24 protein-coding genes and 1 riboswitch are annotated in these 26892 nt (G+C 63.8%); of the genes, 14 read left to right on the top strand and 10 right to left on the bottom strand.

Annotation, left to right across the window (positions count from 1 at the left end):
- Position 1: 1 nt before the first annotated feature.
- Together hemJ and rho are read left to right on the top strand one after the other, a co-directional pair.
- Positions 2-421, top strand: coding sequence for a protoporphyrinogen oxidase HemJ (gene hemJ / locus U1E20_RS15420; RefSeq protein ID WP_409981509.1), 420 nt, complete (start codon positions 2-4; stop codon positions 419-421).
- Between the two features lie 266 nt (positions 422-687).
- Positions 688-1953, top strand: coding sequence for a transcription termination factor Rho (gene rho, locus U1E20_RS15415; RefSeq protein ID WP_409981508.1), 1266 nt, complete (start codon positions 688-690; stop codon positions 1951-1953).
- 681 nt (positions 1954-2634) lie between these two features.
- Here the strand turns inward: rho and U1E20_RS15410 are convergent.
- Positions 2635-3099, bottom strand: a complete 465-nt coding sequence (locus U1E20_RS15410; RefSeq protein ID WP_409981507.1) for an N-acetyltransferase family protein — start codon at positions 3097-3099, stop codon at positions 2635-2637.
- 306 nt (positions 3100-3405) lie between these two features.
- On the opposite strand from U1E20_RS15410, the gene mnmE reads away from it, so the two are divergent.
- Genes mnmE through U1E20_RS15385 form a run of 5 tightly spaced genes read left to right on the top strand, consistent with a single transcriptional unit; the run spans position 3406 to position 8910 of the window.
- On the top strand, positions 3406-4704 hold the full coding sequence (gene mnmE, locus U1E20_RS15405) for a tRNA uridine-5-carboxymethylaminomethyl(34) synthesis GTPase MnmE (RefSeq protein WP_409981506.1): 1299 nt from the start codon (positions 3406-3408) through the stop codon (positions 4702-4704).
- A gap of 27 nt (positions 4705-4731) precedes the next feature.
- The gene (gene mnmG, locus U1E20_RS15400) at positions 4732-6573 is read left to right on the top strand and encodes a tRNA uridine-5-carboxymethylaminomethyl(34) synthesis enzyme MnmG (RefSeq protein WP_409981505.1); all 1842 of its coding nucleotides are present in this window, start codon (positions 4732-4734) and stop codon (positions 6571-6573) included.
- Positions 6570-7208, top strand: coding sequence for a 16S rRNA (guanine(527)-N(7))-methyltransferase RsmG (rsmG, locus tag U1E20_RS15395; RefSeq protein ID WP_409981504.1), 639 nt, complete (start codon positions 6570-6572; stop codon positions 7206-7208). The genes mnmG and rsmG overlap by 4 nt, the downstream gene beginning before the upstream one ends.
- The gene (locus U1E20_RS15390; RefSeq protein WP_409981503.1) at positions 7205-8017 is read left to right on the top strand and encodes a ParA family protein; all 813 of its coding nucleotides are present in this window, start codon (positions 7205-7207) and stop codon (positions 8015-8017) included. Before rsmG ends, U1E20_RS15390 begins: the two co-directional genes overlap by 4 nt.
- Before the next feature lie 23 nt (positions 8018-8040).
- Positions 8041-8910: a ParB/RepB/Spo0J family partition protein gene (locus tag U1E20_RS15385; protein WP_409981502.1), complete on the top strand. Its 870-nt coding sequence runs from the start codon at positions 8041-8043 to the stop codon at positions 8908-8910.
- 163 nt (positions 8911-9073) lie between these two features.
- On the opposite strand, the gene U1E20_RS15380 is transcribed toward U1E20_RS15385, so the two are convergent.
- The 5 genes from U1E20_RS15380 to U1E20_RS15360 all read right to left on the bottom strand — a co-directional run bounded on the left by U1E20_RS15380 (position 9074) and on the right by U1E20_RS15360 (position 12881).
- Entirely contained in the window at positions 9074-9760 is a 687-nt protein-coding gene (locus tag U1E20_RS15380) for a sulfate transporter family protein (protein ID WP_409981501.1), read from the bottom strand.
- A gap of 115 nt (positions 9761-9875) precedes the next feature.
- Positions 9876-10463 carry an SRPBCC family protein gene (locus U1E20_RS15375; RefSeq protein ID WP_409981500.1) on the bottom strand — a complete coding sequence of 196 codons (588 nt, stop codon included), beginning with the start codon at positions 10461-10463 and terminating at the stop codon, positions 9876-9878.
- Between the two features lie 57 nt (positions 10464-10520).
- Complete coding sequence (locus U1E20_RS15370) at positions 10521-11210, bottom strand: 4'-phosphopantetheinyl transferase family protein (protein ID WP_409981499.1); 690 nt, start codon at positions 11208-11210, stop codon at positions 10521-10523.
- Positions 11211-11254: 44 nt separating this feature from the next.
- Entirely contained in the window at positions 11255-12304 is a 1050-nt protein-coding gene (locus tag U1E20_RS15365; RefSeq protein ID WP_409981498.1) for an NAD(P)/FAD-dependent oxidoreductase, read from the bottom strand.
- Between the two features lie 187 nt (positions 12305-12491).
- Positions 12492-12881: a 2Fe-2S iron-sulfur cluster-binding protein gene (locus tag U1E20_RS15360; RefSeq protein WP_409981572.1), complete on the bottom strand. Its 390-nt coding sequence runs from the start codon at positions 12879-12881 to the stop codon at positions 12492-12494.
- Between the two features lie 231 nt (positions 12882-13112).
- Here U1E20_RS15360 and U1E20_RS15355 point away from each other — a divergent pair, with 231 nt between their 5' ends.
- Entirely contained in the window at positions 13113-13919 is an 807-nt protein-coding gene (locus U1E20_RS15355) for a methyltransferase domain-containing protein (RefSeq protein WP_409981497.1), read from the top strand.
- Between the two features lie 10 nt (positions 13920-13929).
- Here U1E20_RS15355 and U1E20_RS15350 read toward each other — a convergent pair whose 3' ends face one another.
- The 4 genes from U1E20_RS15350 to U1E20_RS15335 all read right to left on the bottom strand — a co-directional run bounded on the left by U1E20_RS15350 (position 13930) and on the right by U1E20_RS15335 (position 17684).
- The gene (locus U1E20_RS15350; protein WP_409981496.1) at positions 13930-14523 is read right to left on the bottom strand and encodes an ABC-type transport auxiliary lipoprotein family protein; all 594 of its coding nucleotides are present in this window, start codon (positions 14521-14523) and stop codon (positions 13930-13932) included.
- Between the two features lie 268 nt (positions 14524-14791).
- Entirely contained in the window at positions 14792-15697 is a 906-nt protein-coding gene (locus U1E20_RS15345; RefSeq protein WP_409981495.1) for an MlaD family protein, read from the bottom strand.
- Positions 15670-16527 carry an ABC transporter ATP-binding protein gene (locus U1E20_RS15340; protein WP_409981494.1) on the bottom strand — a complete coding sequence of 286 codons (858 nt, stop codon included), beginning with the start codon at positions 16525-16527 and terminating at the stop codon, positions 15670-15672. The genes U1E20_RS15345 and U1E20_RS15340 overlap by 28 nt, the downstream gene beginning before the upstream one ends.
- 8 nt (positions 16528-16535) lie before the next feature.
- Complete coding sequence (locus U1E20_RS15335) at positions 16536-17684, bottom strand: ABC transporter permease (RefSeq protein ID WP_409981493.1); 1149 nt, start codon at positions 17682-17684, stop codon at positions 16536-16538.
- Positions 17685-17880: 196 nt separating this feature from the next.
- Between U1E20_RS15335 and dgcA the strand changes: the two genes are divergently transcribed.
- From dgcA to U1E20_RS15305, 6 genes are all read left to right on the top strand, one after another.
- Positions 17881-18864, top strand: a complete 984-nt coding sequence (gene dgcA / locus U1E20_RS15330; protein WP_409981492.1) for an N-acetyl-D-Glu racemase DgcA — start codon at positions 17881-17883, stop codon at positions 18862-18864.
- A gap of 52 nt (positions 18865-18916) precedes the next feature.
- A riboswitch (Fluoride riboswitch) is annotated at positions 18917-18978 on the top strand.
- A 158-nt stretch (positions 18979-19136) separates the two neighbouring features.
- Positions 19137-20648, top strand: a complete 1512-nt coding sequence (locus U1E20_RS15325) for an efflux transporter outer membrane subunit (protein ID WP_409981491.1) — start codon at positions 19137-19139, stop codon at positions 20646-20648.
- A 49-nt stretch (positions 20649-20697) separates the two neighbouring features.
- Positions 20698-21888 (top strand): efflux RND transporter periplasmic adaptor subunit, encoded by a 1191-nt coding sequence (locus tag U1E20_RS15320; RefSeq protein WP_409981490.1) that lies wholly within the window; start codon positions 20698-20700, stop codon positions 21886-21888.
- Positions 21889-22008: 120 nt separating this feature from the next.
- On the top strand, positions 22009-24570 hold the full coding sequence (locus U1E20_RS15315; RefSeq protein ID WP_409981489.1) for a plasma-membrane proton-efflux P-type ATPase: 2562 nt from the start codon (positions 22009-22011) through the stop codon (positions 24568-24570).
- A 32-nt stretch (positions 24571-24602) separates the two neighbouring features.
- A complete protein-coding gene (locus U1E20_RS15310; RefSeq protein WP_409981488.1) occupies positions 24603-25457 on the top strand; it encodes a polyphosphate kinase 2 family protein in 855 nt (284 codons plus the stop codon).
- A complete protein-coding gene (locus U1E20_RS15305; protein WP_409981487.1) occupies positions 25454-26881 on the top strand; it encodes an MFS transporter in 1428 nt (475 codons plus the stop codon). The genes U1E20_RS15310 and U1E20_RS15305 overlap by 4 nt, the downstream gene beginning before the upstream one ends.
- Positions 26882-26892 lie beyond the last annotated feature (11 nt).

Here is a 26892-nt window from a genome sequence, read left to right as displayed (position 1 = left end):
CATGTATGTCTGGATCAAGGCGCTGCATGTCATCGCCATCATTTCCTGGATGGCGGGCCTGCTCTATCTCCCTCGGCTTTTCGTCTATCACGCGAGCGCCGGCGAAGGCCCGCTTTGCGAAACTTTCAAAATTATGGAGCGGCGGCTGTATCGCTACATCATGACGCCGGCGATGGTGGTAGCCTGGCTCAGTGGACTCTATCTCGCGGTCGACAGCGGGGCGCTGTCTTCCGGCTGGTTTCACGCCAAGGCGACGCTCATCGTGCTGCTCACCGCCGCGCATTTTCACGATGGCGCGCTCATGCGCCGCTTCGCGCAAGACGCCAATATTCATTCGCCACGCTACTATCGGATCGTCAATGAGCTGCCGACGTTGCTAATGATCGGCATCGTCATTCTGGTGATCGTCAAGCCGTTCTGACCTGTGGAGGCCAGCCGGGACGGCTGATGGGGAAGACGGCTGAAAGTGTCGCGGCCCTGGAGCGGACCGCCCTTTTTTCAGGACCTGGCCTCGCTCTTGATTCGGTTCTCAAAATTGTCTAAGGGAGCTTATCCCTCTGAGGCCCGAGTCTGCTTATAGCGGCATCGCCGGAATTTCCGCCGGCGCTCGGCAAGGCCCTATCCCCGCCCCACCGCTGATCCCCGGCTTCTCTCCACCTGCGCCCAAATACCCAAGGTCCATCCTGAATGCGGGAAATTAAACTTTCGGACTTGAAAGCCAAGTCCGCCGCCGAACTCCTCGCTTTCGCCGAAGAGCATGAAGTCGAAAACGCCTCGCTGCTGCGTAAGCAGGAGCTGCTTTTCGCGATCCTCAAACAATTCGCCAGCCGCGACGTCGAAATCGTCGGCGAAGGCGTCGTCGAAGTGCTTCAGGACGGCTTCGGCTTCCTGCGCTCGCCCGACGCGAACTATCTCGCGGGTCCCGACGACATTTACGTCTCGCCCTCGCAGATCCGAAAATTCGGCCTGCGCACCGGCGACACGGTCGAGGGCATGATTCGCAGTCCGAAAGAGGGCGAACGCTATTTCGCGCTTCTGAAGGTCAACAGCATCAATTTCGAGGATCCGGAGAAGGTGCGCCACAAGGTGCCCTTCGACAATCTGACCCCGCTCTATCCCGACGAGCGCTTAAAGCTCGAAATCGAAGACCCGACCAAGAAGGATTATTCGTCCCGCGTCATCGATCTCGTGGCGCCGATCGGCAAGGGCCAGCGCGCGTTGGTCGTCGCGCCGCCGCGCACCGGCAAGACCGTGCTGTTGCAGAATGTCGCGCAGTCGATCACCACCAATCATCCCGAATGCTATCTCATCGTTCTCCTGATCGACGAGCGGCCCGAGGAAGTCACCGACATGCAGCGCTCGGTGAAGGGCGAGGTCGTCTCCTCGACCTTCGACGAGCCGGCGGTGCGCCATGTGCAGGTCGCCGAAATGGTGATCGAGAAGGCGAAGCGTCTCGTCGAACATGGCCGTGACGTGGTGATCCTGCTCGATTCGATCACCAGGCTCGGTCGCGCCTACAACACGGTGGTGCCGTCATCGGGCAAGGTGCTCACCGGCGGCGTCGACGCCAATGCGTTGCAGCGGCCGAAGCGCTTCTTCGGCGCGGCGCGCAATATCGAAGAGGGCGGTTCGCTGACCATCATCGCGACGGCGCTGATCGACACCGGCTCGCGCATGGACGAAGTGATTTTCGAAGAGTTCAAGGGCACCGGCAACAGCGAGATCATTCTCGACCGCAAGGTCGCGGATAAGCGCGTCTTCCCGGCGATCGACATCACCCGTTCCGGCACCCGCAAGGAAGAGCTGCTGGTCGCCACCGACATTTTGAAGAAAATGTATGTGCTGCGCCGTATCCTCAACCCGATGGGCACGGTCGACGCGATCGAATTCCTGCTCGGCAAGCTGCGCGAGACCAAGAACAACCAAGGCTTCTTCGATTCGATGAATACATAGGAAATGGCCGTTCGGCGCGGTTCGGAACATTCATAAAATGACCGCAAACATGCGCGCCTGTAGGGATGCCTGCTTATAGTTCCCGAGGGAACCGATGAATCGTCGCTCGATAAGGCTTCTGTCCGCCGTTCTGTTGTTCTCCTCCGGGATCAACGCGGTGCGCGCAGTAGAAGAGCCGAGTCAGGGGCGCAAGCCGACGCACAAAGCTGCGCAAGAGGTCGCAAAAATGTCGGGCGGCCACTCGAAAGAAGAGGCGAAGAAGCAGCCGGCGCCGTGCGCGCGAGGGACTTGGAAGGACGATCCCGTATGTTTCGGCGAAGGGGGGCAAGACGCCTTGCCCTTGCCGTCGTCGAGCGCGGTCGAACACGCAACTAGCTCGCAGGATCCCAGCATTCGGCCGACGGCCAACCTTAATCCGCGCCCGGCTTCGCCAGGTCCCTATCAAGCGGGCGTCGTGTATCAGTCGAATGGAAATTCGGTGACGAACAATTATGGCGGCGGCGTCAGTCTTCAGCTGCCATTTTAGGGTTCGCCGATCGCAGGAGCGCTGCCCGCGCAATTGAATTCCTGCTCAGCAAGCTGCGCGAGACCAAGAACAATCAGGGCTTCTTCGATTCGACGAATACGTGACGTTAAGCAAATCGGCGGCTCGTTCCGACCACCGTTGCATGCACGCGTGTTCTAATCATTGAAGCGCAGCGCCATCAGCGTTTCGTCGAGATAATCGCCGTCGCCGTTTTTTGCTGAGCGTTCTTCGACGCCATAGGCGCGAAACCCCCATCGCTCGTAGAATCGTAGTGCGCGGAGATTCGATGAGACGACGGTGAGCGTCACGATTTCGACTTTCGCTCTCGCTTCGTCGATCAGGCTTTTCATGATCTCGTCGGCGGCGCCCGAGCCGCGATGCGCCGCCTTCACATACATGCCGTAGAGCAGCGCCTTGTGGCGCGTTTTGACGCCGTCATTCCAGGCGAGTCCGCCGACGCCAATTAACTGTGAATCTTCGGCGCTGAAGGCGCCGATGACGAAGTCGCGCTGAAGACGTTCAGCGACGGCGGCCGGCGTGACATGCGCTTCATCCTCTGGCGCGAAGCGAAAGGCGCGCGGCTCAAGTCTGAAGCCCTCGCGCCGCAGCGCCTGATACACTCCGCCTTCCCAGGCGCCGAGTCGGAGACATATCGCTCGCATTCGCATATGTCCTTGTGGCGGACTGGCCTTGGGAATGCCAGCGGCGAAAGGAATAAGCGGCGCGCATGTTCAAGCATTTTTCCAATTTATCGGCGGTCATCTCTGCCGCGCTCGGGTTGTTCGGCGCAGGCGGGTCGTCGTCGCCTTCTTATGCGACAAGCGAATATTTGTGCGCTGCAACATAATCGGCCTCGAGTTGTCGAACATGGGCATGTCGTCAAGAACTCTCTTGAAATCCCCACGCTTCGCGCCGGCCGTCGTCCCATGACCTCGCCCGACACAATCTTCGCGCTCGGAACCGGCGCCGGCCGCGCGGCGGTCGCCGTCATCCGGATTTCGGGGCCGGGGGCGGGGGAGGCGCTGAAGGCGCTCGCCGGCAGGCTTCCTGAGCCGCGGCGGGCGACATTTGTGGTCCTGCGCGATCCGGCGAGTGGCGACATGCTCGATCGCGGGATCGCACTGTTCTTTCCTGGTCCGGTGTCGTCGACGGGAGAAGACTACGCCGAGCTGCAGCTCCATGGCGGGCGCGCCGTCGTCGAGGGGACGCTTGCCGCGCTGCAGCGGCTTTCCGGGCTAAGGCCGGCGGAACCCGGCGAATTCGCCCGTCGCGGCTTCGCCAATGGCAAGCTCGATCTCTCCCAGGCTGAGGCGCTCGCCGATCTGATCGATGCTCAGACTGAAGGGCAGCGCCGGCAGGCGCTGCGGGTGGCGGGCGGCGCCTTGCGGCATAAAGTCGAGGGCTGGCGCGCGGCGCTCGTCGAAGCGCTGGGGCTTGTCGAAGCCGAACTTGATTTCAGCGACGAATTCGATGTCGGCGCGTTTTCCCCGGCGCGTCTCTCAGCATTGCTGGCGCCGCTCGCCGAGGAGATGCGCGCGGCGCTGCGCCTCGCGCCGGCCTCGGAGCGGATGCGCGACGGCTTTGTCGTCATGATTCTCGGCCGGCCCAATGTCGGCAAATCGACGCTGATCAATACGCTGGTTCGGCGCGATCTCGCCATCGTTTCAGCGATTCCCGGCACGACCCGCGATATGATCGAGGCCCATCTCGACATCGGCGGCCTGCCGGTGACGCTGATCGACACGGCCGGGCTGCGCGAGGCGGCGGACGAGATCGAGCGGATCGGCGTCGACCGAACCTTGGCGCGGATTGAATCCGCCGACCTCGCGCTGTGGCTGTCGGATTCGGGCGAGGCGCCGCCGCGCGGTGACATCGAGACGTTACGCGTCGCGACCAAGATCGATTTAAGGCCCGCGTCTGAAGGCGTGATCGGAATCTGTGCGTTGAGCGGGGAGGGACTAGAAACCCTCGCCGGTGCGATCGAGGCCCGGGCCCGCGCCTGTCTCGGCGACGGGACTGAGGCGCTGATCGTCAGGGAAAGGCACCGTGAGGCGCTGGAACGGGCGCTGGAAAGCTTCGAAACCGTCAGAAGCAGGGACGCGCCGCTCGAACTTCAGGCCGAGGAGCTGCGCCGCGCCGCGCGCGCGCTCGGCCGGATTGTGGGCGCGGTCGATGTCGAGGACGTTCTCGACGCAGTTTTCTCGCGTTTCTGTATTGGCAAATGATATGTTTCACGTGAAACAGGTCAGGCTATGAAGCACTTCGACGTGATTGTGATCGGCGGCGGGCACGCTGGCTGCGAGGCCGCGGCCGCGTCGGCGCGCGTCGGCGCGCGCACCGCGCTCGTCACCCAGAATCGCGCCAAAATCGGCGAAATGTCCTGCAATCCGGCGATCGGCGGGCTGGGGAAGGGCCAGCTGGTTCGCGAGATCGACGCGCTCGACGGGCTGATGGGCCGCGTCGCCGACGCCGCCGGCATTCAGTTTCGGGTGCTCAACCGTTCCAAGGGCCCGGCGGTCCGCGGTCCTCGGGCCCAGGCCGACCGGAAGCTCTATCGCGCGGCGATGCAGGCGGCGCTTGCCGCCGTCGAAGATCTGACCATTGTCGAAGCCGCCGTCGAAGACCTTCTGGTGGAGCGGGGCGAAATTTGCGGGGTCGTCACGCCCGAAGAGGAAATTCGGGCCTCGGCGGTCGTCGTCGCGACCGGCACATTTCTCGGCGGCATGATCCATATCGGCGACGAACGGACGCCGGCCGGAAGAATGGGCGACGCGCCGTCGAACGCGCTGAGCCGGCGCTTGCGGGCGGCAGATTTTGTGGTGTCGCGGCTCAAGACCGGCACGCCGCCGCGCCTCGACGGCCGGACCATCCGCTGGGAAGCGCTCGAAGAACAATGGGGCGATCCGACGCCGGAGCCCTTCTCCTATCTGACGACAGCGATCGAAAACCGCCAGATCGCCTGCGCCGTCACCCGAACGACGCCGGCGGCGCACCAGATCATCCGCGACGATCTGCATCGCTCGCCCTTGCGCACTGGGGCGATCTCGGGGCCCGGCCCGCGCTATTGCCCGTCGATCGAGGATAAGGTTACGCGTTTCGCTGACCGCGACGCGCATCAGATTTTCCTCGAACCCGAGGGGCTCGACGTCGACACCGTCTATCCCAACGGGGTCTCGACCTCTCTGCCGGAAGCGACCCAGCAGGCCTTCATCAACGCCATTCCGGGGCTGGAAGAGGCGCGCATTCTGCGGCCGGGCTATGCGATCGAATATGATTATGTCGATCCGCGCGAACTGTCCACGACGCTCGAAACCAAGCGGATTCGCGGGCTTTTCTTCTCCGGCCAGATCAATGGCACCACCGGCTATGAGGAGGCCGCGGCGCAGGGTCTGCTCGCCGGTCTCAATGCCGCGCGCCATGCGGCCGGGAGGGGCGCGATCGTCTTCGATCGCGCCGAAGCCTATCTCGGCGTGATGATCGACGATCTCGTCACTCGCGGGGTCAGCGAGCCCTATCGCATGTTCACTTCGCGCGCCGAATATCGTCTGTCGCTGCGCGCCGATAATGCCGACGAACGCCTGACGCGGCGCGGGATCGAGATCGGCTGCGTCGGCCCGCGCCGCGCGGCGCATTACCAGGAACGCGCCGACCGCCTGGGGGCCGGGCGAAGCTTGCTGCAATCGCGTGAACTTACATCGGCGGCGGCGCAGCGGCATGGGCTGCCGGTCAATCAGGACGGGTTGCGCCGCAGCGCCTATGCGCTGCTTTCCTTCCCGGACATTACGCTCGATCGCCTCGCGTCGATCTGGCCGGAATTCGGTGGGATCGACGCTGTGACGGCGGAGCGTCTGGAGACCGAGGCGCGCTATGCGGTCTATCTCGATCGCCAGCAGGCCGATATTGACGCGTATCGACGCGACGAACAGCTGGCGCTGCCTGACGGTCTGGACTATGCGGCGATCGCCGGCCTCTCGGCGGAATTGCGCGGCAAGCTCAGCTTTCTGCGGCCGCGCACGATCGGCCAGGCGCAGCGCATTGACGGTATGACGCCGTCGGCGCTTACATTGCTGGCGGCGCGGGCGCGTCGCGCGTGACGGCAGACGCTGGGCGGGAGGAGGCGCTGAAGCTCTTCCCGCAACTCAAGCCGATAGAAAGCGAGCTTGAACTTTATGCGGCGCTGCTGAAACGCTGGCAGGCGAAGATCAATCTCGTTTCCGCGGCGACGCTCGACGATATTTGGGTGCGCCATTTCGCCGATTCCGCTCAGGTCCATGTAGCGGCGCCCGATATCATTCGTTGGGCGGATATCGGGTCCGGCGCGGGCTTTCCCGGATTGGTGACGGCGCTGGTGTTGAAATCGACGCCGGGCGCAAAGGTCCATCTGATTGAAAGCGATCAGCGCAAGGCGAGTTTCCTGCGCGCTGTTTCACGTGAAACAAGCGCTCCGGCCATCATCCATGCCGAGCGAATTGAAAACGCTCTGCCCGGATTGGCCGGGGAGCTTGACGGCGTCAGCGCCCGCGCGCTCGCGCCCTTGCCTCGGCTCCTGCAGCTTGCCGAACGCCCGCTAAAAGAAGGCGCGATTGGCGTATTTTTAAAGGGGGAAGAGTGGCGAGACGAATTGACCGCCGTCGAAGCGCTCGGTAGTTTCACTTGCGAGTCGGCGGAAAGCCGCACCCGCAAGGGCGCGCGCATCGTCGTGATCAAGCGTAAGGCTTCCCCATCGTGACCGCTTCGACGTCGCCGCGCATCCTTGTGCTGGCCAATCAAAAGGGCGGCGTGGGCAAGACCACGACCGCCATAAATCTCGGCACCGCGCTCGCCGCAGTCGGCGAGGACGTTCTCGTCATCGACCTCGACCCGCAGGGCAACGCCTCTACCGGCCTCGGCATCGATCGCCAGCACCGGCCGATCTCGACCTATGACGTGCTGCTTGGCGAATCGAGCCTCGCTGACGCGATCGTCGCCACGGCGGTGCCCCGCCTGTCGATCGCGCCGTCGACTCTCGATCTGCTGGGGGTCGAGCTTGAAATCGCCAATGACAAGGATCGCGCCTACAGGTTGAAGCGCGCCTTCGCCGAACTGGTGGCCGAGCACGATGAAGAGCGCCGCTACAGCTATATACTCATCGACTGCCCGCCATCGCTAAATCTGTTAACAATCAATGCGTTAGCTAGCAGCGACGCCGTCGTTGTGCCGCTGCAATGCGAATTTTTCGCGCTCGAAGGCCTGTCGCAGCTGCTCTCGACCGTCGAACAGGTCAAGCAGACACTCAACCAAAAGTTGTCAATCCATGGCGTCGTTTTGACCATGTACGACCCGCGCAACAATCTCGCCAATCAGGTCGCCGCCGACGTGCGCCGCTTCATGGGCGAGAAGGTCTATGACACGATGATCCCGCGCAATGTCAGGGTTTCCGAGGCGCCGTCGCATGGCAAGCCGGTGCTGCTCTATGACCTCAAATGCTCCGGCAGCCAGGCCTATTTGAAGCTCGCCTCGGAAGTGATCCAGCGCGAGAAGCGGCTGTGCGCGGCCTAACTTAAAAGAGGAGCGTCTCGAAAATGGCGGAGGAATCGCGGCGCCGGCTCGGCCGCGGATTGGCGGCGCTGCTCGGCGACGCCGCCACGGATACGGCCACGATCGAACGGCCGCGCGGACCGCGCAAGGCGCCGATCGAATTCTTGCGCGCCAATCCGCGCAATCCACGCACCTCCTTTGGCGAAGAGGACCTCGCTGAACTGACCGCGTCGATCCGCGAAAAGGGCGTGATCCAGCCGATCATCGTGCGCGTCATCGCGGGAGTGGCCGACGCTTATGAAATCATCGCCGGAGAACGGCGCTGGCGCGCAGCGCAGATGGCGGGCCTCTCCGACGTGCCGGTCGTCATCCATGAGGCCGACGACAAGGAAGCGCTCGAACTCGCGATCATCGAAAATGTGCAGCGCGCCGACCTCAACCCGATCGAGGAGGCGAAGGGCTATGAACGGCTCGGCGCTGAGTTCGGCTATGCGCATGGCGATATCGCGAAAATCATCGGCAAGAGCCGCTCGCATATCGCCAATACGATACGTCTTCTGAATTTGCCGGAAGCGGCGAAAAAGCTCGTGAGCGACGGCGCGATTTCCGCCGGCCATGCGCGCGCGCTGCTCGCGGTCGCCGACCCGGCCGCGATGGCGCGGCGCATCGTCGAACAGGGACTGACGGTTCGCGACGTCGAACGGTTCGCTCAAGAGCAAAGCGAAAAGATTCGTCCGTCGAAACATTCCGCGCCTGTCGCCAAGGACGCCGATACGCGCGCGATCGAAAAGACATTGAGCGACGCGCTTGGGTTGAACGTCGAACTGCGGCCGAACGGCGAGAAGGGCGAAATAAGGATCAAATATCGCTCGCTCGAACAGCTTGAGTCGCTCTGCCGTCTCCTCAGCGAATAGGCTTTCGCGCGGACACGTATCGTCGCCTCGGTTCACGACCTCTCCGCGTCATGCCCGCGCTTGTCGCGGGCATCCACGCGGCGCCGCTTCGCAAGCCTTGCAGCCTTTGCGCATCGTCTCGACGTGGATAGCTGGGACAAGCCCGGCCATGACGGCTGAGGGGCTACGTCGTTTCCTCGCGCGGATATGGCGACAGCATGCGGTGGATGCGGGTCATGAAGGCGACGGCGAAGAGCGGCGTCAGCACATTCAATCCCGGCGTCGCGACGAAGATGGCGATGAACAATCCAGCGACGAACAGCCAAAACGCGTGACGACGGCGCAGTTCTTCCGACTCCTGCAGTGATCGAAAGCGCGTCGCGGCGAAGAGAAAATATTCGCGGCCGAAGAGATAGGCGTTGGCGAGGAGAAAGGCCGCAGCGTTGATGCCCGGCACGAACAATAGCAGCAGCGCGAAGAAATTGACGATCGCCGACACGAGCGCAAAGCGCAGCGCCATGAAAATCGCTTGTGTCGCGGGAATCGCGCGCCCGCGCTGTCCTACCGGATAGAGATCGGCTTCGACATGATCGGCGAGATCGTCGAGGAACAGACCCGACACCAGCACCGAGACCGGCGCGATGAGAAAGGCCATCAAGAAGAAGAGTCCCGCGCCGGTCGCATAGGCGAGCGCCGTGCGCAGCCAGGGATGATCGACCATCACGAAGGACAAAGCGAGCCTGTCGAGACCGACCCATGCCAGCGCCAGCATCAGGAAGGTCATGCCGAGACTTTTGAAGAGGACCGCGCGGAACGGCCTAGTCATGATCTGGCGCAGCGCCGCCAAGGCGGCTTCGAACATTTCAGTCATGGCGAGTCGGTCACGGCGAATTGATCATGGCGGCGCATGAGCGGCGTCGCATCCGCCATGCAGATGGCGTGTCGCGGGATACAGCGCAAGCGCCGCGTCGCTTCATCCGCTGGCGCTATTTGCCTAAATGCGCGCCGAGATTGGCGAGGCCTTTCTCGAACTGCTCGCCGAGCATCTTGTCGCGGCTCAAGAAGATGTTCATCGCTCTACTGATGAGGCCGGCCTTTCCCGACATGCTCCAGGCGACATGAGTCTTGCCGGTCCCGGAAGCGCCGCCAAATCCCAGCGCGCGCGCGAGCCATCCGCTGTCACTCGCTTCACCCTCGGGAGAAAGAACGAATGTCACCGTGCTGGTCGCCGCGAAGGGCTTGCGCATGTCGAGAGTGAGGTCGACGCGCTCGCTCGGCTGACTGTCGACGATCGTCAGGCGACCCGCGCCGATCTTTTTATCGCCAGACCATTCGAAGGCCGCGCCGGGGCCGGCGGCAGGTCCCTCGTAACGGGTGTCGGCGTTTGGATCGAGCTTGGCCCAAGGCGACCATGATTCCCAATTGCGTAGATTGTCGATCGCCGTGAAAACCTTGCGCGGCGGCGCGTCGATGACCGCCTCGCGCCGCACCACGAAACTGTCAGGCTGAATGAAAAGGGCCAATGCGAACAAAGCTGCGCCGATGCAAATCGCGAGAAGTAGCAGGTCGGTCATGAATCCTCCTCCAGTGGCCGCGCGTGAAGAGCCCGCGACGAAATTAGCGCCCCGGGTTCAGGCTTCAAACGAACGCATTGCCGCAGCCAGCGCAGATGCATGCGCTTCCTCGATGCGAAAATCTGCTCCGCCCTGCGCCGCCGCCGCGATGAAGAAACCGCCGCGCCGCCATTGCGCGACGACATAGTTCTCGCCAGAATCACTGGTAATGGCGGGCGGCGACAGTCTGACGACGAAGCTGTCGAGTCCGCGCGCCAGTCCGCGTCCGTCGGCCTTCAAGACCGCTTCCTTGAGAGTCCAAATCGCAAAAAAAATTTCGTTCCGAGTGACCGGATCGGATTCGGAGCGCAAAAGCTCCGCTTCTTCGGGCGCAAAGTAGCGTTCGGCGACGTTAAGAGCGTTTCGCGGCGTCAGCGCGGACTCGACGTCGACGCCGATCTCGCGGCCCGAAGCGATCGCCACGGCGACCATGCCGCGCGTATGCGAGAGGCTGACGCTGAGGCCGGCGCTCGGCCCGAGTAGAAACGGCTTGCCGTGCGGGGTCGCGCCGAAACGCCATTCGCGGGGCGAAACGTCTATCGAACGCTGGGAAAGGCGCGCACGCAACAGCGCATGCGCGGCGACATAGGCGCGCCGGTCGGATTCGAAAGCGAAACGCTGCGCCCGTGCGGTTTCGGATTCATCGAGAAGCGTCGCGAGCTTTGGCCATTCATCGTCGGCGATAGCCGTAACGTCGATGAACGACACATCGACGCCGACGGCGGACTCCTCGTGAGCAGCGCTAGCCGACGTCAGGAGACTCCAAGCTTCTTTTGAAGATTGGTCGAGGACGTCGTGTATTGGAAGAGCAGCTTCTTGTCGGGATAGATGTAGCGATGCGCCTTCTGCGAAGCGAGCGCGGCTTCATGAAAGCCCGAGAGAATGAGCTTCAATTTGCCAGGATAGGAGTTGATGTCGCCGACGGCGAAAATGCCGGGATGGCTCGTCTCGAATTTTTCAGTGTCGACGGGAACGAGATTCTCATTGAGCTGAAGTCCCCAATCAGCGACTGGACCAAGCTTCATGGTCAGCCCGAAGAAGGGCATCAGCCGCTCGCAGGCGAGTTTCTCTTCGACGCCGTCATTGCCTTTGAGCGTGGCGCTGATCAGTTCGCCGTCTTCGCCTTCGACGGCGGTGATCTGGCCGAGCCTGAAGGCGATCTTACCCGCCGCCGCAAGCTCCTGCATCGCCGAAACCGAATGCGGCGCGGCGCGGAACTGGTCGCGCCGATGCACCAGCGTGAGGCTTTTCGCCACCGGCTGCAGATTGAGCGTCCAATCGAGCGCCGAATCGCCGCCGCCGACGATCACGACATTCTTGTCGCGGAAATCCTCCATGCGGCGCACGGCGTAATAGACCGACTTGCCCTCATAGGAGTCAATCTTCGGGATCGGCGGCTTTTTGGGCTGGAACGATCCGCCGCCGGCGGCGACGAAGACGACCTTGGCGTTAAAAATCTTGCCTGCGTCGGTGGTAAGCCGAAATTCCGGTTTTTCCGGCGTTCCAAGCGAGACCAGGGTTTCGACCATTTCGTTGAAGTGAAAGGTCGGCCGGAAGGGTTCGATCTGCTTGAGAAGATTGTCGGTCAGCTCCTGGCCGGTGCAGACCGGCAGGCCGGGAATGTCGTAGATCGGCTTTTCGGGATAGAGTTCGGAACATTGGCCGCCGGCGCGCGGCAGAATGTCGATGACATGCGCCTTGATGTCGAGAAGGCCGAGTTCGAACACCGAGAAAAGACCCGCGGGACCGGCGCCGACGATGACGACATCGGTTTCGATCGCGGCTTCCTTAAGCTGGTTCATGGTCAATTCCCGCTAAAGCCTCAAACGTGTGAAGAGGAAAGACGGCGCTGGCGCAGCGTCGCGAACCAACGCTGAGCGCCGGACGCGCTGGCGCTCGCCGCGCGCCAATCGCGGCGCCGACCCCGTTCGTCTATCGCATTTGTTGGGAGATTCAAACCAGCGCGGGCGCGATATGGAATTATCGGCGTCAGCCCTGCTGGGCTGGGGTCGTGACGACTAGCCCCTCGAGCTCCGGCCGCACCGTGATCTGGCAGCACAGCCGCGAATTCGGCTTCACGTCAAAGGCGAAGTCGAGCATGTCCTCTTCCATCTGCGACGGCTTGCCGGTCTTTTCCGTCCAGTTTTCATCGACATAGACATGGCAGGTGGCGCAAGCGCAGGCGCCGCCGCATTCGGCGGCGATTTCGGGAATGTCGTTGCGGCGCGCGGTCTCCATCACGGTGGAGCCGACCTCACCTTCGACGGTGCGGGCTTGACCCTGCGAATCGATGAAGGTGATCTTGACCTTTGTCGGCGCGCCGCCGCCAGGCTCCGCGCCATAGCGGGTCGCAGCATCCTCAAAGCTCATCTTCGCCATGACGCCTGTCTCTTCCTCGTCCATGCTCAATGTTCGCGGCGCCTTCGCTGTCCGCGGGGCGGAACGCCGCGACCCTTGTTCGTCCATGCCGCGCGCGGATCGCCGGCGGACGCCTAAATCGTCGCCGTCCAGTTACCACCCGTCCGTTTGCGGCGCTAGCCCCTCCGAGCGCGCGCGACGCTGGGCCACATTTCAGCGATTCAGCGGCTTTGAGTCGCAAGCGGCGCGTCCATGACGGACATCGCTTTAGGCTTTCGCCATGCCGACGGCGCGATGCGGCCAGACCTCACCCGCTGTCTCGATTTCATGAACGGGACGCCTTTTTTCAAGCGCTACAAGGAGGAGAGCTGGGAGGCCCTGCACATATCGGGAAAGGGCAGGATATTGGACGTGGCCTGCGGGGTCGGCTTTGACGTCATAGAACTGGCGCGGCGCTTCCCGGGCGCCGAAGTCTATGGGCTCGATCCTTCGCTGGGTTTTCTCGCTCTGGCGTGGGAGCGGGCGCGGGGTTTGGCGAACGCCCGCTTCATCGGCGGCGACTCCCGGCGCCTGCCATTCAACGACAATTGCTTCGACGCGGTGCGGATCGACCGCTCGTTGCAGCACATCGCCGGCGCCATTGAAGCCTTGCGCGAAATGGTTCGGGTGACGCGCGATGGGGGGAGGATCGTCGTCGCCGAGCCCGATTGGGGAACTTTTTTCGTCTATAACGGCGATCTCGCGACCGGGGCCAAGATCGCCGGGTTTTGGGAAAAATCTTTCGCCAACCCCTATATCGGCCGCGAAGCCGGGGCTTTGCTCCAGCGGTGCGGCGTCGGGAACATCGGCTGCCGGGCGCAGGCGTTGATCGTCAGGGACGAAACGGCGGCGGATATCATCTTTGACCTCGCGCGCGTGACCGACAATTGCGTCGCCGCGGGCGTCTTGACGCGCGCGGCGGCGGAACGCTGGCGGGACGCGACGAAAGCCGCCTGCGAGACTGGCGGGTTTCTAGCTTGCCTCACCATCATGCTGTGGGAAGGTTTGATCACGAAATGAGCGCCGCGCGCTACTTCGCGGCGCGCGTCCATTGGCCGATGCGCAGTGCGAGGCGCACGGCGGCGTCGCTGAGCGCCCGCGCCGCCTGCGAACCGGTATGTTCCGGCGCCGGACCCTCTTCGACGAAAATGCGCGCTAAACGCGCCCGCCCGCCGCCGTCGACGAGTTCGGCGGAAACTTCAACGACCGCGAGATCGCGGGCGATGTCGATTTCAAAGCGCCGCACGTCGGTCTGCAACTTGATTGACGCGCCGATGTTGGAAGAGGCTGAGAGGCCGCATCGCTGCAATGCTTCGATCAGGCGGCGCTGAAAAAGACGCGGCAGCGGATCGGACCATTGCACGCCGGGAAGAACCGCGACGCTGTCATCGGCCGCGCGAACGACGATTCGATCGGAGGAGGTCGGCGCGACCGCCGCCGGCTCCGGAACATAAACCGCGGGGCCGCCGCGCAGCGCGACGCTGCGCAAAGGAGCCGAGTCGGCGGTCAGATCGAAGGTCTCGCGCGGCGCGCTGGCGCAGGCCGCGACGATCAGCGCGAACAATGCAAGCGCTGTCGTCCGCGTCGCCTTGCGTTGCGTCGACGTGGACGCCATCAGTTTCATGCCGACCCGTCGCCCCATTTCGCCCGCGCGCCGAACCGGGCTCCGTCCTTCTATCCGATCCGCGCATCGGCTCAAAGCCAAGCTTGGCGGCCCTTGATCGCGCTGCATGGGTACGCGCGCGCCCACATGCATATGACATGATCGATGGCAAAACTTAGCGCGCGCTTTACGCGAAACGCCGGCGTCCGCATTTTCGCCAGCCGCGCGCTCGATTCTTGAATTGACGCGTTTTCGCGACGAACCGGTGTCCATTTCGGCGAAAAATGCTCTACCGGCCCTGATATTCCGGCACGGACGGGGACGCTCCGAAGATGAATTGCGACGGGTTTTTCTCGACTGAGCGCAGCGTGCGGTCGAATGTGTCGACTGCCTTGCGCCCGTCGACCGCAAGCTGTTCATATTCGCGAAGCCCGCTCGCGGCGAAGCGGTTGATGCGTTCCGTCGCCCCGGCGATATTGCCGGTAATCGCCTTGATCTGCTTGGGGTCGATTGAGGCGATCAGCTTTTCGCCCGCCGCGAGCACCTTGTCGAGCCGCGCCGCCACGGGCTTCATCGACTGCGCGACAGCGCTCGCGTCCTGAATGAAGCTCGAGATGGACGCTGAATTGTCGGCGAGAGTCTTGCTGACTTTCTCGGCGTTTTTGAGCGTCGCCGTGATCGCCGGGCCATTGTCGTCGATCAGCCTGTCGAGTTTGGTAAGGAGTTCCGCGGCCTTGGTCGACAGGTTCTGAACATTGCCGAGCAAATTCTGGAATTCGGACCGTTCGGCCTGAATGAGCGGATATTTCTGGTCGTTTTGCGCGGTCAGGGGCGGCGCGCCGGGCGTGCCGCCGACGAGGAGAACGTCGGAGACGCCGGTAAAGCCCCGCGTTTCGAGACGGGCGCGGGTGTCGGTCTTGACCGGCGTTCGGCTGTCGATCCTGACCAGCACGTCGACCTTGCTCGGGTCCTGTTCGGAAATTCCAAGATGCGTGACCTCGCCGACCTTCACGCCATTGAACAGCACCGAGGAGCCGCGGGTCAGGCCCGAGACCGCGCCGGTAAAGACGATCTGATAGGTTTCCTGCCGGCCGAGCTGGCTCGGTCCCGAGAACCAATAGACGAAAATGAAGGCCGCGAAGGCGACCGCCAGCGTGAAAGCGCCGATCAGGGCGTAGTTGGCGCGGGTTTCCATTCTTCGTCCTTGTGCTCGATGCGCGCCGCGGTCAGTCGTCCGCCGCGCACGCCGTGGAAATAGGCTCTCAGCCACGGGTGGTCGGATTCGAGTAAGGTTTCCAACGGTCCTGCGGCGATCACTCGACCTTCTGCGAGGGCCGCCACCCTGTCGCAGATCGAATACAGACTATCGAGATCATGCGTCACCATGAACACGGTCAGCCCGAGGGTCTGCTGCAGCGTGCCGATCAGCTCGTCGAATTCAGCGGCGCTAATCGGATCGAGCCCCGACGTCGGCTCGTCCAGGAACACAAGCTCGGGATCAAGCGCCAGGGCGCGCGCCAGGGCCGCGCGCTTCACCATGCCGCCCGATAATTCTGACGGAAATTTGTCCGCGGCGTCCGGACCGAGGCCAACCAGCTCTAACTTAAGCATCGCCAGCTCATCCATCAGATGTCGCGACAGTTCGCGCGTCTCGCGCATCGGCATCTGAATGTTCTGCTTGACCGTAAGCCCCGAGAAAAGCGCCCCGTTCTGGAACAGGACGCCCCAGCGCTGCTCGAGCGTTCGGCGATCGGCGGGCGCCAGGGCGTCGCGGTCCTGCCCGAAAATGCGAATGGAGCCACCGCGCGGCGGCACCAGTCCGAGGATGGCGCGGGTGAGCACGGATTTGCCCTGGCCGGAGCCGCCGACGACGCCGAGCACCTCGCCGCGGAAAACGTCGAGGTTGAGACCCTTCATGATGGTTTTGTCGCCAAAGCCGACGACGAGGTCGCGCACGCCGATGACGACATCGCGATTTTGCCGCTGTTGAACGGCGCCGTCGGCAAAGGTCGAGGGGCTGGTCATCGGCGCGCTCAATAGTCGATCGATGCGAAAAATATGGCGAACAGCCCATCCATCACGATGACCATGAAGATGGATTTAACCACCGAGGAGGTGACCTGCCTGCCGAGCGATTCGGCGGAGCCTTTCGTCGCGAGCCCGTCCATCGAGGCGATGAGGCCGATCACCAGCGCCATGAAGGGCGCCTTGATGATGCCGACGAGAAACGTATGCAGCGCGATCGCTTCCTTGAGCAGCGAGGCGAAGGCCACCGGGCTGATGCCGCCATACCACCACGACACGATCATGCCGCCAAACAGCGCCGCCATGTCGGCGATGAAGGTCAGGATCGGCAGGGAGATCACGAGGCCAAGCACCCGCGGCGCGATCAGCACCTCGATTGGCGAAAGTCCCATCACCAGCAGCGCGTCGATCTCCTCCCGCATTTTCATCGAACCGAGTTCGGCGGTGATCGCCGAGCCTGAACGGCCGGCGATCATGATCGACGTGAGCAGAACGCCAAGTTCGCGCAACACCAGGATACCGATCAGGCTTACCGTGTAGCTCGACGCGCCGAACTTTAAGAGCTGGAAAATGCCCTGCTGCGCGACGATGCCGCCGACCAGAATATTGATCAGAACGATAATCGGAACGCTGCGAAAACCGATAAGCTCGATTTGCGCGACAAGCGACGTCAGCCTGAAGCGGTCCGGACGGCTCGCCACATAGATCATCGACGAAACGAATTCGCCAAGAAAGCTGACGCCGCGATAGAATTCGTGAATGGCGTCGACCGTCGATTCGCCGAGGTCCGCAAGCAGGGCGAAAACCAGATTGAAGCTTGGCCGCGCCGGCGGCTCGAAGGCGCGATAATGCGCCTCTTCGAGCAGGGTCGAATATTCCGGACGCACATGTTCGAGGGCGACGGCGACGTCGCGACGCGCGAGTTCATGCCGCGCGCGGTTGATCAGCCAGGCGCCGGCGGTGTCGAGTTGCGAAACCTGCGAAAGATCGAAGACGACCAATCGATCGCGCCTCGCCTCCTCGACGATGCGGCTTGCCTCCTCCTCGAGCTGACGAGAGGCGATCAGAGTCCAGTCGCCCGACAGCGACAGCCGCGCGCCTTCCGTCGAAGACTGGCGCGTGAATTTGGGCGGGCGCCCCATCGCCGCGACGGTCATCGGAATTCGCTCTGCGCTCGCGACAATAATCGGCTCATCGATGGCGTCATCCTATCCGCCGATTATGGCGCGCCGCCGACGCCGGCAGGCGCGGCTCAACGAAAAACGTGATAACGCCGTGAATTGACGCCAGCAAGCGCGTCCGCGCACAGCGTGGCGAACGCGCGGTCGCGCAGCGCGAGCGCCGGAGAGCCAATTGACGCGAAAATTATCCGTAGCCATAGAGACTTATCCGATCGCCGGCCGCTTCGTGATTTCGCGCGGGGCGAAGACCGAGGCTGTGGTGGTGACCGCGACTTTGACCGAAGCTCGCGGCGTCGGGCGGGGCGAATGCGTGCCCTACGCCCGCTATGGCGAAAGCGTCGACAGCGTCATCGCGACGATCGAGACCGCGCGCGACGCGCTGGAGGCCGGGGCCGGCCGGGCGGATTTGCAGCTTCTCCTGCCGGCCGGCGCGGCGCGCAATGCGCTCGACTGCGCGCTCTGGGACCTGGAGGCCAAGCTTTCTGGGATGGCGGCTTACGTCGCCGCCGGATTCGAAAGGCTTTCGCCGCTGGTGACCGCCTATACGATTTCGGTCGGCGCGCCCGACGAGATGCGAGCCGCTGCGGCGAAGGCGGCCGATCGGCCGCTGTTGAAGATCAAGCTTGCCGGAGAAGGCGACGAAGCGCGGCTCGCGGCGGTGCGCGCTGGAGCGCCCGATTCGACCCTGATTGTTGACGCCAATGAATCATGGGACGAGGAGTCGCTCGCCCGCCGGCTCGCCGTCTGCGCCGATTACGGCGTCGCGCTCGTCGAGCAGCCGCTGCCGGCCGGCCGCGACGAAGCGCTCGCACGCCTTACGCATGTCGTGCCGATCTGCGCCGACGAAAGCGTGCATGACCGCGCCTCGCTCGCGTCGCTGAAGGGCCGCTACGACGCGGTCAACGTCAAGCTCGACAAGACCGGCGGGCTGACCGAAGCGCTGGCCCTTGCGCGCGTGGCGCGGGAGATGGGCTTTTCGATCATGGCCGGCTGCATGGTGGGGACCTCTCTCGCCATGGCGCCGGCCGCGCTCGTGGGGCAGCTCGCGTCCTTCGTCGATCTCGACGGACCGCTGCTTCTCGCCCGCGATCGCGTTCCGGGACTGCTCTACGAGGGATCGACCCTCATGCCTCCCGACGCAAATCTGTGGGGATAGCGCGGGCGCGGTCTGGACTTATTGACCGGCGCAGCTTTGGTAAACTAAGGTTTAAGAGGATGGGGATGGGGTTCCCCCGATAACCGCCGAAAGGCTGATGACTCCTACGAGCTCGCCGCCGCGTTTGCCGACCGTTGGCGCAGGGTAGGAGTGTCCTCTTGCAACAAGAGCCCGCAGACCGTCGTGCGCCTTCCGGCTTGCGCCCGAGTCGCGGGTCGGTCGTCGCCCGACGTTTCGGCGCGCGGCGCAAAAATCTCGTCTGCGGACTCCCTATGGCGCTCATTCTCGGCGGCTGCGCGCCGACGGGGCAAGATGAACGCGCGCAATTTCTCGACGCGCCGGCCATGGAGCGCACGCTCGCCAGGTCCGGGCTCAAAGTCGCCGACGCAAGCGCCTGGCCGCGCGAAGAATGGTGGCGCGCCTTCCGCAGCGCCGAGCTCGACGGCGTCATCGACAAGGCGCTACGCGACAATCAGAGCCTGAGGAAGGCGGAAGATTCGCTGCGCAGCGCCGATGCGCTTGTGCAGGTCGCCGGCGCAAGGCTTCTGCCGGAGGTTCAGGCGACCTTCGGCATGCGGCAGTCGCGCAATCCGCTGCATGGCGTCGTGGCTTCTTATAATCCGGCGCAGGGCGGATTGGAGAAGACCATGGCCTTCATCAATCCGCTGGCGCTGACCTATGAGTTCGATTTTTGGCAGAAGAACCGGGCGCTGCTCGACGCGGCGATCGGCGAATCGGCGGCGCAGGAAGCCGAACTCGAACAGGCGCGCCTGCTGCTGACCGCCTCGGTCGCGCGCGCCTATCTGCGCGGCTACGCCGCGGCGCGCCAGCTCGACGTGGCGAGAGCCCTGACGCGGCTACGGCGCGATCTGGTGTCGCTTGCGGAAACCCGTTTTCATACCGGTCTCGACTCATTGGACGGCGTGCAGACCGCCCGCGCCGAATTCGAGAACGCCGTGAGGCGCGAAGCCGCCGCCGAAGCGCTCGTCGCGCTGCAGAAGAACGCGCTCGCGCGTCTCATCGGCGAAGGACCCGACGCGACGCGCAACCTCTACGCCGGCCGAGGCGCGCCGGCGCCGGCTGCGCCGCCGCTGCCGCGCAGCCTGCCCGTCGAACTGCTCGTCCATCGCCCCGATCTCGCCGCCGCCCTGCGCCGCGCCGAGGCGGCGGCGGCCCGCATTCACGTCGCCAAGACGCTGTTTCTGCCCTCCGTCGACCTTGCGATCACCGGCGGCTTCGAGGCCTCGGTGACATCGACGAAAATCAGCAAGCTCGCCGGCTATCTCTTCACGCCTTCGGCGATCGGCTACGCCGCCTCGCCCGGACTGCGCCTCCCCATCTTCCAGGGCGGCAGGCTCAGCGGCAATCTCGAGGCGCAGCGCGCCGATTTCGATCAGGCGGTCGATTCCTACAATGAGACGCTGCTGCAGGCGGCGCAGCAGGTTGCCGACGCCAGCGCCAATCTCAAGCGCGCCTGCGCCGAATATGAGGCGCAGAGCCGCTTTCTGCGGGTGGCGCGCACCCAATACGACCTTGCGCAAACCCGCCTGCGCGACGGGCTGAAGGACCGCCGCGAAATCGTCGCCGAGCGCGCCGATCTCCTCGAATCGGGCTTCGCGCAACGTGCGCTCGAAGGCGACCGGCTCATCGCCGCCGTGGACCTTTATCAGGCGCTCGGCGGCGGCTATGCCGGCGGTCCGCCGGTCGACGCGCCGAAGCCCGCGCCAGAGGCCGACCCGTTGACGCCGGCCGTCGAGGCGATCCAATCGCTTGGCGGCGGCTGAGCGCCTCGCCTTGTAGCCTCGCTTAGAGAGAAGAACGCGAACCCGGTCGATGCCGCTTTCCCGCAAAACCATCCGTTCCCGCAGGGAATTTCTGCTCAAGATCGTCATCGCGGCGGCCGCGATCGGCGCTGCGATCGCGCTGTTGCAATGGTTGTTTTATGGGCGCGACTGGGTGACGACGGACAACGCCTATGTCGCCGGCAACATCATTCCGGTGCAAGCGGACGCGACGGGAGTGGTCGCCGCGGTTCTCGCGGAAGAAACCCAGAATGTGCGGAGAGGCGAAGCGCTCGTGCGTCTCGATGGGCAGCGCGCCAAAGCGGCGCTGGCGCAGGCCGAAGCCGAACTCGGCCGCGCCGTCCGCGCCGTCGGAGCGCTATACGCGTCGCGTCGCCAGATCTGCCAGAAGGTCATTTCGCGCGCCGCGATTCGGGACAGGACGCGGCATGATCTCGCAAGATATAGGCAGGCGGCGGCGAGCGGCGCGTCGTCGCGGCAGGTGCTGCAGAACGCGGAAGATCAACTCGCCGCGCAGGAAGCCGATCTGCGCGAGGCGCAGGCGGAATATCAGGCGGTCGAGGCGCGGGTCGGCGGCGTGACCCGCATGAACCATCCCGACATCGAGGCCGCTAAAGCCAGATATAATGACGCCTATATTGAATTCGCGCGCCAGAACATCCGCGCGCCGGCGAGCGGCTATGTCGCCAAACGACGCGTCCAGGTCGGCGAGAGGGTGCGCCCCGGCGACGCGATTCTCGACATCGTGCCGCTCGATCATCTCTGGGTCGAAGCGAATCTTTGGGAAAACCGAATGGCCAGGGTGCGTCCCGGGCAGCCGGCGCTCATCACGGTTGATCTCTACGGATCGAAACAGGTCTACCACGGAGAAGTGGTTGGACTCGTTCCCGGCTCCGGGGCTGTCTTCGCGACGCTTCCTCCCGATAACGCCGTCGGCAATTTCATTCGAATCGTGCAGCGCGTTCCGGTGCGAATCGCCTTGAGGGCGGATGAGCTCGAGAAGCAGCCCTTGCGTCCCGGCCTCTCCACGGTCGCCTCGATCGACGTATCCGGGCCGCTGCAGTCGCCCAATCAGTCAATCGTGAAGACCACGGCGAATGAATATCTGACCAATGTCTATGACAAGGATCTCGCGGATGCGAAGGCGCGCGCCGAGAAGATCGTCAAGGACAATATCGCCGGCGCGTCGGACGATGGCGTCGCCTGCACGGCCGCCGAATAGGCTGCGCGAGATCAGCTGTGACTCAGCGCGCGCCATTGTGGCGGCGCTATTGGCGAGCGCCGGATCGCGCCCTAACATCCGATCCGGATATTTCGATGCGGATGATATGGGAGAGAAAGCATGCCGGACGTCAGCGCGAATTCGACGGCAGGCCAATCTTCGCCAGTGTTTTCCCTCGATCCGGCGCAGACGAAGATCGCGCAACGACTGGAGGCGCTGAAAACCACCGAGCACGGCCTGACCTCGGCCGAAGCGGCGCGTCGGCTCGCCGAATATGGCGGCAACGCGATCGAGGACAGGACCGAAAGCAAATGGCGCCGTCTGCTGAAATATTTCTGGGGACCGCTGCCCTTCCTCATCGAAGCCGCCGCGGTGATTTCCGGCCTGCGCCAGGACTGGCCGGATTTCGGCGTCGTCACCGGGCTGCTCGTCTATAACGCCGTCGTCGGCTTCTGGCAGGACAACAAGGCCGCGAATGCGCTTGCGGCGCTGAAGAAAAATCTCGCGCCGCGCGCGCGCGTGATGCGCGACGGCGCCTGGACGACGATCGCCGCCGCCGAATTGACGCCGGGCGATATCGTCAGCGTCGCGGCGGGCCAGATCGTCCCGGCGGATCTCTTGCTCATCGAAGGCGACTATCTGAGCTGCGATCAGGCGGCGCTCACCGGCGAATCGCTGCCGGTCTCCAAGAAGATTGGCGACGACGCCTATTCCGGCGCCATCGCCAAACAGGGCGCGATGACCGGCGTGGTGACGGCGACGGGCGATCGCACCTTCTTCGGCCGCACCGCGAAGCTCGTCGGCGCCGCCGGCGCGGTTTCGCATTCGCAGCGCGCGGTGACCGAGGTCGGCGATTTTCTGCTGCTGCTCGCCTTCCTGCTGGCGCTGGTTCTCGTCGGCGCGCAGCTTTATCGCGAAGTCATCGCGCCAGATATCTGGCGCTGGGACCGGGTCGGCTCGATCGCCCAATATGTTCTGGTGCTGCTGATCGCCTCGATCCCCGTCGCGTTGCCGGCGGTCATGTCGGTGACCATGGCGATCGGCGCCTATGCGCTCTCCTTGCAGAAGGCCATCGTGTCGCGCCTCAACGCGATCGAGGAACTTGCCGGAGTCGACGTGCTGTGCAGCGACAAGACCGGCACGCTGACCATGAACCGGCTCACGGTGCAAAACGCCCTTCCCTTTGGCGCCTTCAAGAGTGACGACGTGCTGCTCTTCGCCGCGCTGGCGACTCAAAGAAGCAGCGACGACGCCATCGATCTCGCGGTGATGGCGGCGCTGCCGGCGCATGATTCGCTCGACGGTTTTAAGCAGAAGGCCTTTACGCCGTTCGACCCGGTCAGCAAGCGCACGATCTCGACGATGGGCGACGCCGCTGGCGGCGTCCGCCATTACGCGAAAGGCGCGCCGCAGGCGATTTCAGCGCTGGTGCGGCCCGATTCGCAAACGCTGCAACGCTATCAAAACGAGGTGACGGCGCTCGCCGCCAAGGGCCAGCGCGCGCTCGGCGTCGCCATGTCGGAAGACGGCGCCAGATGGTCGCTCGTCGGTCTGATCTCGCTCATGGATCCGCCGCGCGCCGACGCCAGGGCGACGATCGCCGAAGCGCGCGCGCTTGGCCTCAACGTCAAGATGGTGACCGGCGACGACGTCGCCATCGGCGATGAGATCGCCGCCCAGCTTGGCATGGGCGCGCATCTTCTCGTCGCCAGCGACGTCTTCAAAAACGGCGCGAAGGCCGAATCCTTGTCGCGCAGCGTCGTCGAAACGGTGGAGCGGGCCGACGGCTTCGGCCGAGTGTTTCCCGAGCATAAATATGAGATCGTCAAAGCGCTCCAGTCCGTGGGCCATATCGTCGCGATGACCGGCGATGGCGTCAATGACGCGCCGGCGCTCAAACAGGCGGATTGCGGCATCGCCGTCAGCGGCGCGACTGACGCCGCGCGCAGCGCAGCGGCGCTGATCCTCACGGCGCCGGGGCTGTCCACCATCGTCAACGCGATCCGCGTGTCGCGCCAGATTTTCCAGCGCATCGAAAGCTATATCCACTATCGCATCGCGATGACGCTCGACATTATGATCGTCGTCGTCGCCTCGATCGTGTTTCTGGAGTTTCAGCCGCTGACCGCGATCATGATCGTCGCGCTCGCCCTTCTCGACGACATTCCGATCATGACCATCGCCTATGACAACGTCCCGGTCGCGCCGCGGCCGGTCAGATGGGACATGCATCGCATCTTCATTTTCGCGTCGCTGATGGGGCTGCTCGCGGTCGCCGAGACTTTCGGCTTTCTGCTGATCGGCATGCGCTGGATGCTCGACGATTCGCTGCAGTCGATCATCGGGATCGATCCCGGCCAGCTGCAGACACTGCTGTTCCTGCAGCTCGCCGTCGGCGGCCATCTGCTGCTGTTCAGCGTGCGCACCAAGAATTTGATTTTTGCCCCGCCCTATCCGAGCGCGAGATTGTTCTGGGCGATCGCGGCGACTCAGGTCGCGGCGGTGCTGCTCTGTCTCTACGGGGTCGGCGTCGACGCCGTTCCCGGCGCGGCGATCGTCGGCGTGTGGCTCTATTGTTTGCTCTGGGTTGTGGCGGCGGAAATCGTAAAGACCATCTATTGGCGTCTGGCGGACAAGCGCGAGAAAGACTTGACGGCCAGCGGCGTCTCTCTCGCCGGTTGATGGAGAGCGACGGGACGAAGGAGGCGGCGCGAATGAAATTTTTAAAGAAATTCCGGGTCGAACCAGGCTCGGATGTCGATCTAGGGTCGATCGATCCAGACTTCCATGGCGATTTCGCCGATGGCGCGGAAGCGGCGCAGGAGCTGCAGGGCAATCTGGCGCGCATCACCGAACTGCAGCGCAAACTCTACGCCGACCGCACTCATTCGCTGCTGATCGTCTTGCAGGGCATCGACAGCGCCGGCAAGGACGGCACCTGCTGGCATGTCATCAGCGCCATGGACCCGCAGGGCGTGCAAGTGACGGGGTTCAAGCAGCCGACGCCAGAAGAGCAGGAGCATGATTTCCTTTGGCGCGTTCATCCGCATGCGCCGCAGCGCGGCTATGTGTCGATCTTCAATCGTTCGCATTACGAAGACGTGCTCGTCGTGCGCGTGCACAAACTCGCGCCAAAGGACGTCTGGAAGCCGCGCTACGACTTCATCAATGATTGGGAGAGACTGCTCACTGTCGAGAACAAGACGACAATCTTGAAATTTTTTCTCTATATTTCGAAGGAGGAGCAGCTCAAGCGCTTCAAGGAGCGGCTCGACGATCCCGCGCATCAGTGGAAGATCAGCGACAGCGATTATTCCGAGCGCGAGAAATGGGATGATTACATCAAGGCTTTTGAAGCCGCTCTGTCGCGCTGCTCGACCGAACATGCGCCCTGGTTTGTGATCCCGTCGAATCACAAATGGTTTCGCAATCTGGCGGTGTCGAGCGTCATCGCCGACACCCTCGACAATCTCGATTTGAAAATGCCGAAGCCGACCGTCGACATCGAACAGATTCGCAAACTTTATCATCAGGCCAAAAGCGAAGAGAAAGGGAGCAAGGCGCGGTGACAGCCGCATCGGCGCGCGCCGCTTCGGTTTTTTCGGCGCTCGACGAAGCGCCGATGACATGGCGCCATTATGCCTATTGGCTCGCCGCGAGCGGCGGCGCCTTTCTTGACGGCTTTTCGGTGTCGGCGCTCGGCGTCGCGCTGCCGCTGCTCAAAGGCGAATTCACGATCAGCGCGCTGTTCGTCGGCCTTGTCGGCTCGGCGCTGGTGCTTGGCGCGGTGTTGGGTTCGGCGATCGGCGGCTTGGGCGCCGACAGATTCGGCCGCAAACGCATCTTCATCGCCGACATGGCGATCATCGCGCTCGCCTGCTCGATCGGCGCGCTGGCGCCGAACGCTAGATTCATCCTGCTCTCGCAGTTTCTTCTCGGCGTCGGCGTCGGCATCGATTTTCCGACGAGCGGCGCCTATGTGTCGGAGCTCATGCCGCGCAAGGCGCGCAACCGAATGACCGTCGCTACGATTTCGCTGCAATCGGTCGGCATGGCGGCCGCGGCGCTCGCGGGCCTGGCGATTTTGAAGCTGCGGCCGTCGACGGAAGACTGGCGGCTGCTGTTTGGCGCCGGCGGCGCGATCGCGCTGCTGTTTCTGGTTGCGCGCCTCTGGGCGCCGGAAAGCGCGCGCTGGCTGGCGGCTCGGGGCCGCATCATCGAGGCGACGGCGCTGCTCAAGACCCTGTCGATCGAATTTGGAGAGGCGCCCGCAAAGATCGGCGCCGAGGCGATCGCTCCTCCCGCGCCGTCGTTGGATGCGGCGCCACATGCAACGGACGTCGGCTATCTGACGCTGTTCGCCGCGGCCAATCGCGCGCGCACCATGCTGGTCTCCCTGCCCTGGATGCTGATGGACGTCGCGACTTATGGCGTCGGCCTCTTCACGCCCGTGATCCTCGGCGCGATGCATCTTAGCGACGCTAAGGCGGGAGCGATCGCCGCCGATTTCGCCGATGCGGAAGGCAGCGCCGCCGTCGACGCCTTTCTCATCATCGGCTTTGCCGCCAGTCTTTGGGCGGTTCCGCGCTTTGGCCGGATCACCATGCAGGTCGCGGGCTTCAGCGGCATGGCGCTCGGCATGCTGCTCCTACTGTTCGCCGCGATGACCGACAATGGCGCGAAGGCTCATCTCGCTTTTGTCATCGCCGGCTTCATGCTGTTCAATTTCGCGATGAACGCCGGACCGAACGCGACGACCTTCACGCTCGCGCCGACGCTGTTTCCGACCGCGATTCGCGCGTCGGCGAGCGGATTTGCGGCGTCATGCGCCAAGATCGGCGCCGCCTTCGGCACATTCGTCGTGCCGCAGCTGCAGGACGCCTGGGGGCTCGTCGGCGTCGTCGCGGTGATGGTCGCCGTGAGCGTCGCGGGCCTATTGGCGACCGCCGGCCTGGCGCATGCGGTCAATGAGGAAGGCGCGCTGGAGGAATAGACGCGTAGCGC

It is taken from the genome of Methylocystis sp. (assembly GCF_046349115.1).
In the GTDB taxonomy this organism is placed as follows: domain Bacteria; phylum Pseudomonadota; class Alphaproteobacteria; order Rhizobiales; family Beijerinckiaceae; genus Methylocystis.
This window is presented reverse-complemented; position numbering and strand designations above follow the sequence as displayed.

Bases quoted from the DNA above. Each gene is read 5' to 3' on its own strand.
- mnmE (WP_409981506.1), top strand. From the start codon at position 3,406: ATGACCTCGCCCGACACAATCTTCGCGCTCGGAACCGGCGCCGGCCGC.
- U1E20_RS15350 (WP_409981496.1), bottom strand. From the start codon at position 14,523: ATGAAACTGATGGCGTCCACGTCGACGCAACGCAAGGCGACGCGGACG.
- rho (WP_409981508.1), top strand. From the start codon at position 688: ATGCGGGAAATTAAACTTTCGGACTTGAAAGCCAAGTCCGCCGCCGAA.
- U1E20_RS15355 (WP_409981497.1), top strand. From the start codon at position 13,113: ATGACGGACATCGCTTTAGGCTTTCGCCATGCCGACGGCGCGATGCGG.
- U1E20_RS15335 (WP_409981493.1), bottom strand. From the start codon at position 17,684: ATGACCGTCGCGGCGATGGGGCGCCCGCCCAAATTCACGCGCCAGTCT.
- hemJ (WP_409981509.1), top strand. From the start codon at position 2: ATGTATGTCTGGATCAAGGCGCTGCATGTCATCGCCATCATTTCCTGG.
- U1E20_RS15340 (WP_409981494.1), bottom strand. From the start codon at position 16,527: ATGACCAGCCCCTCGACCTTTGCCGACGGCGCCGTTCAACAGCGGCAA.
- U1E20_RS15375 (WP_409981500.1), bottom strand. From the start codon at position 10,463: ATGACCGACCTGCTACTTCTCGCGATTTGCATCGGCGCAGCTTTGTTC.
- U1E20_RS15320 (WP_409981490.1), top strand. From the start codon at position 20,698: ATGCCGCTTTCCCGCAAAACCATCCGTTCCCGCAGGGAATTTCTGCTC.
- U1E20_RS15380 (WP_409981501.1), bottom strand. From the start codon at position 9,760: ATGACTGAAATGTTCGAAGCCGCCTTGGCGGCGCTGCGCCAGATCATG.
- U1E20_RS15315 (WP_409981489.1), top strand. From the start codon at position 22,009: ATGCCGGACGTCAGCGCGAATTCGACGGCAGGCCAATCTTCGCCAGTG.
- U1E20_RS15310 (WP_409981488.1), top strand. From the start codon at position 24,603: ATGAAATTTTTAAAGAAATTCCGGGTCGAACCAGGCTCGGATGTCGAT.
- U1E20_RS15345 (WP_409981495.1), bottom strand. From the start codon at position 15,697: ATGGAAACCCGCGCCAACTACGCCCTGATCGGCGCTTTCACGCTGGCG.
- U1E20_RS15360 (WP_409981572.1), bottom strand. From the start codon at position 12,881: ATGGCGAAGATGAGCTTTGAGGATGCTGCGACCCGCTATGGCGCGGAG.
- U1E20_RS15325 (WP_409981491.1), top strand. From the start codon at position 19,137: ATGGCGCTCATTCTCGGCGGCTGCGCGCCGACGGGGCAAGATGAACGC.
- mnmG (WP_409981505.1), top strand. From the start codon at position 4,732: ATGAAGCACTTCGACGTGATTGTGATCGGCGGCGGGCACGCTGGCTGC.
- U1E20_RS15365 (WP_409981498.1), bottom strand. From the start codon at position 12,304: ATGAACCAGCTTAAGGAAGCCGCGATCGAAACCGATGTCGTCATCGTC.
- U1E20_RS15385 (WP_409981502.1), top strand. From the start codon at position 8,041: ATGGCGGAGGAATCGCGGCGCCGGCTCGGCCGCGGATTGGCGGCGCTG.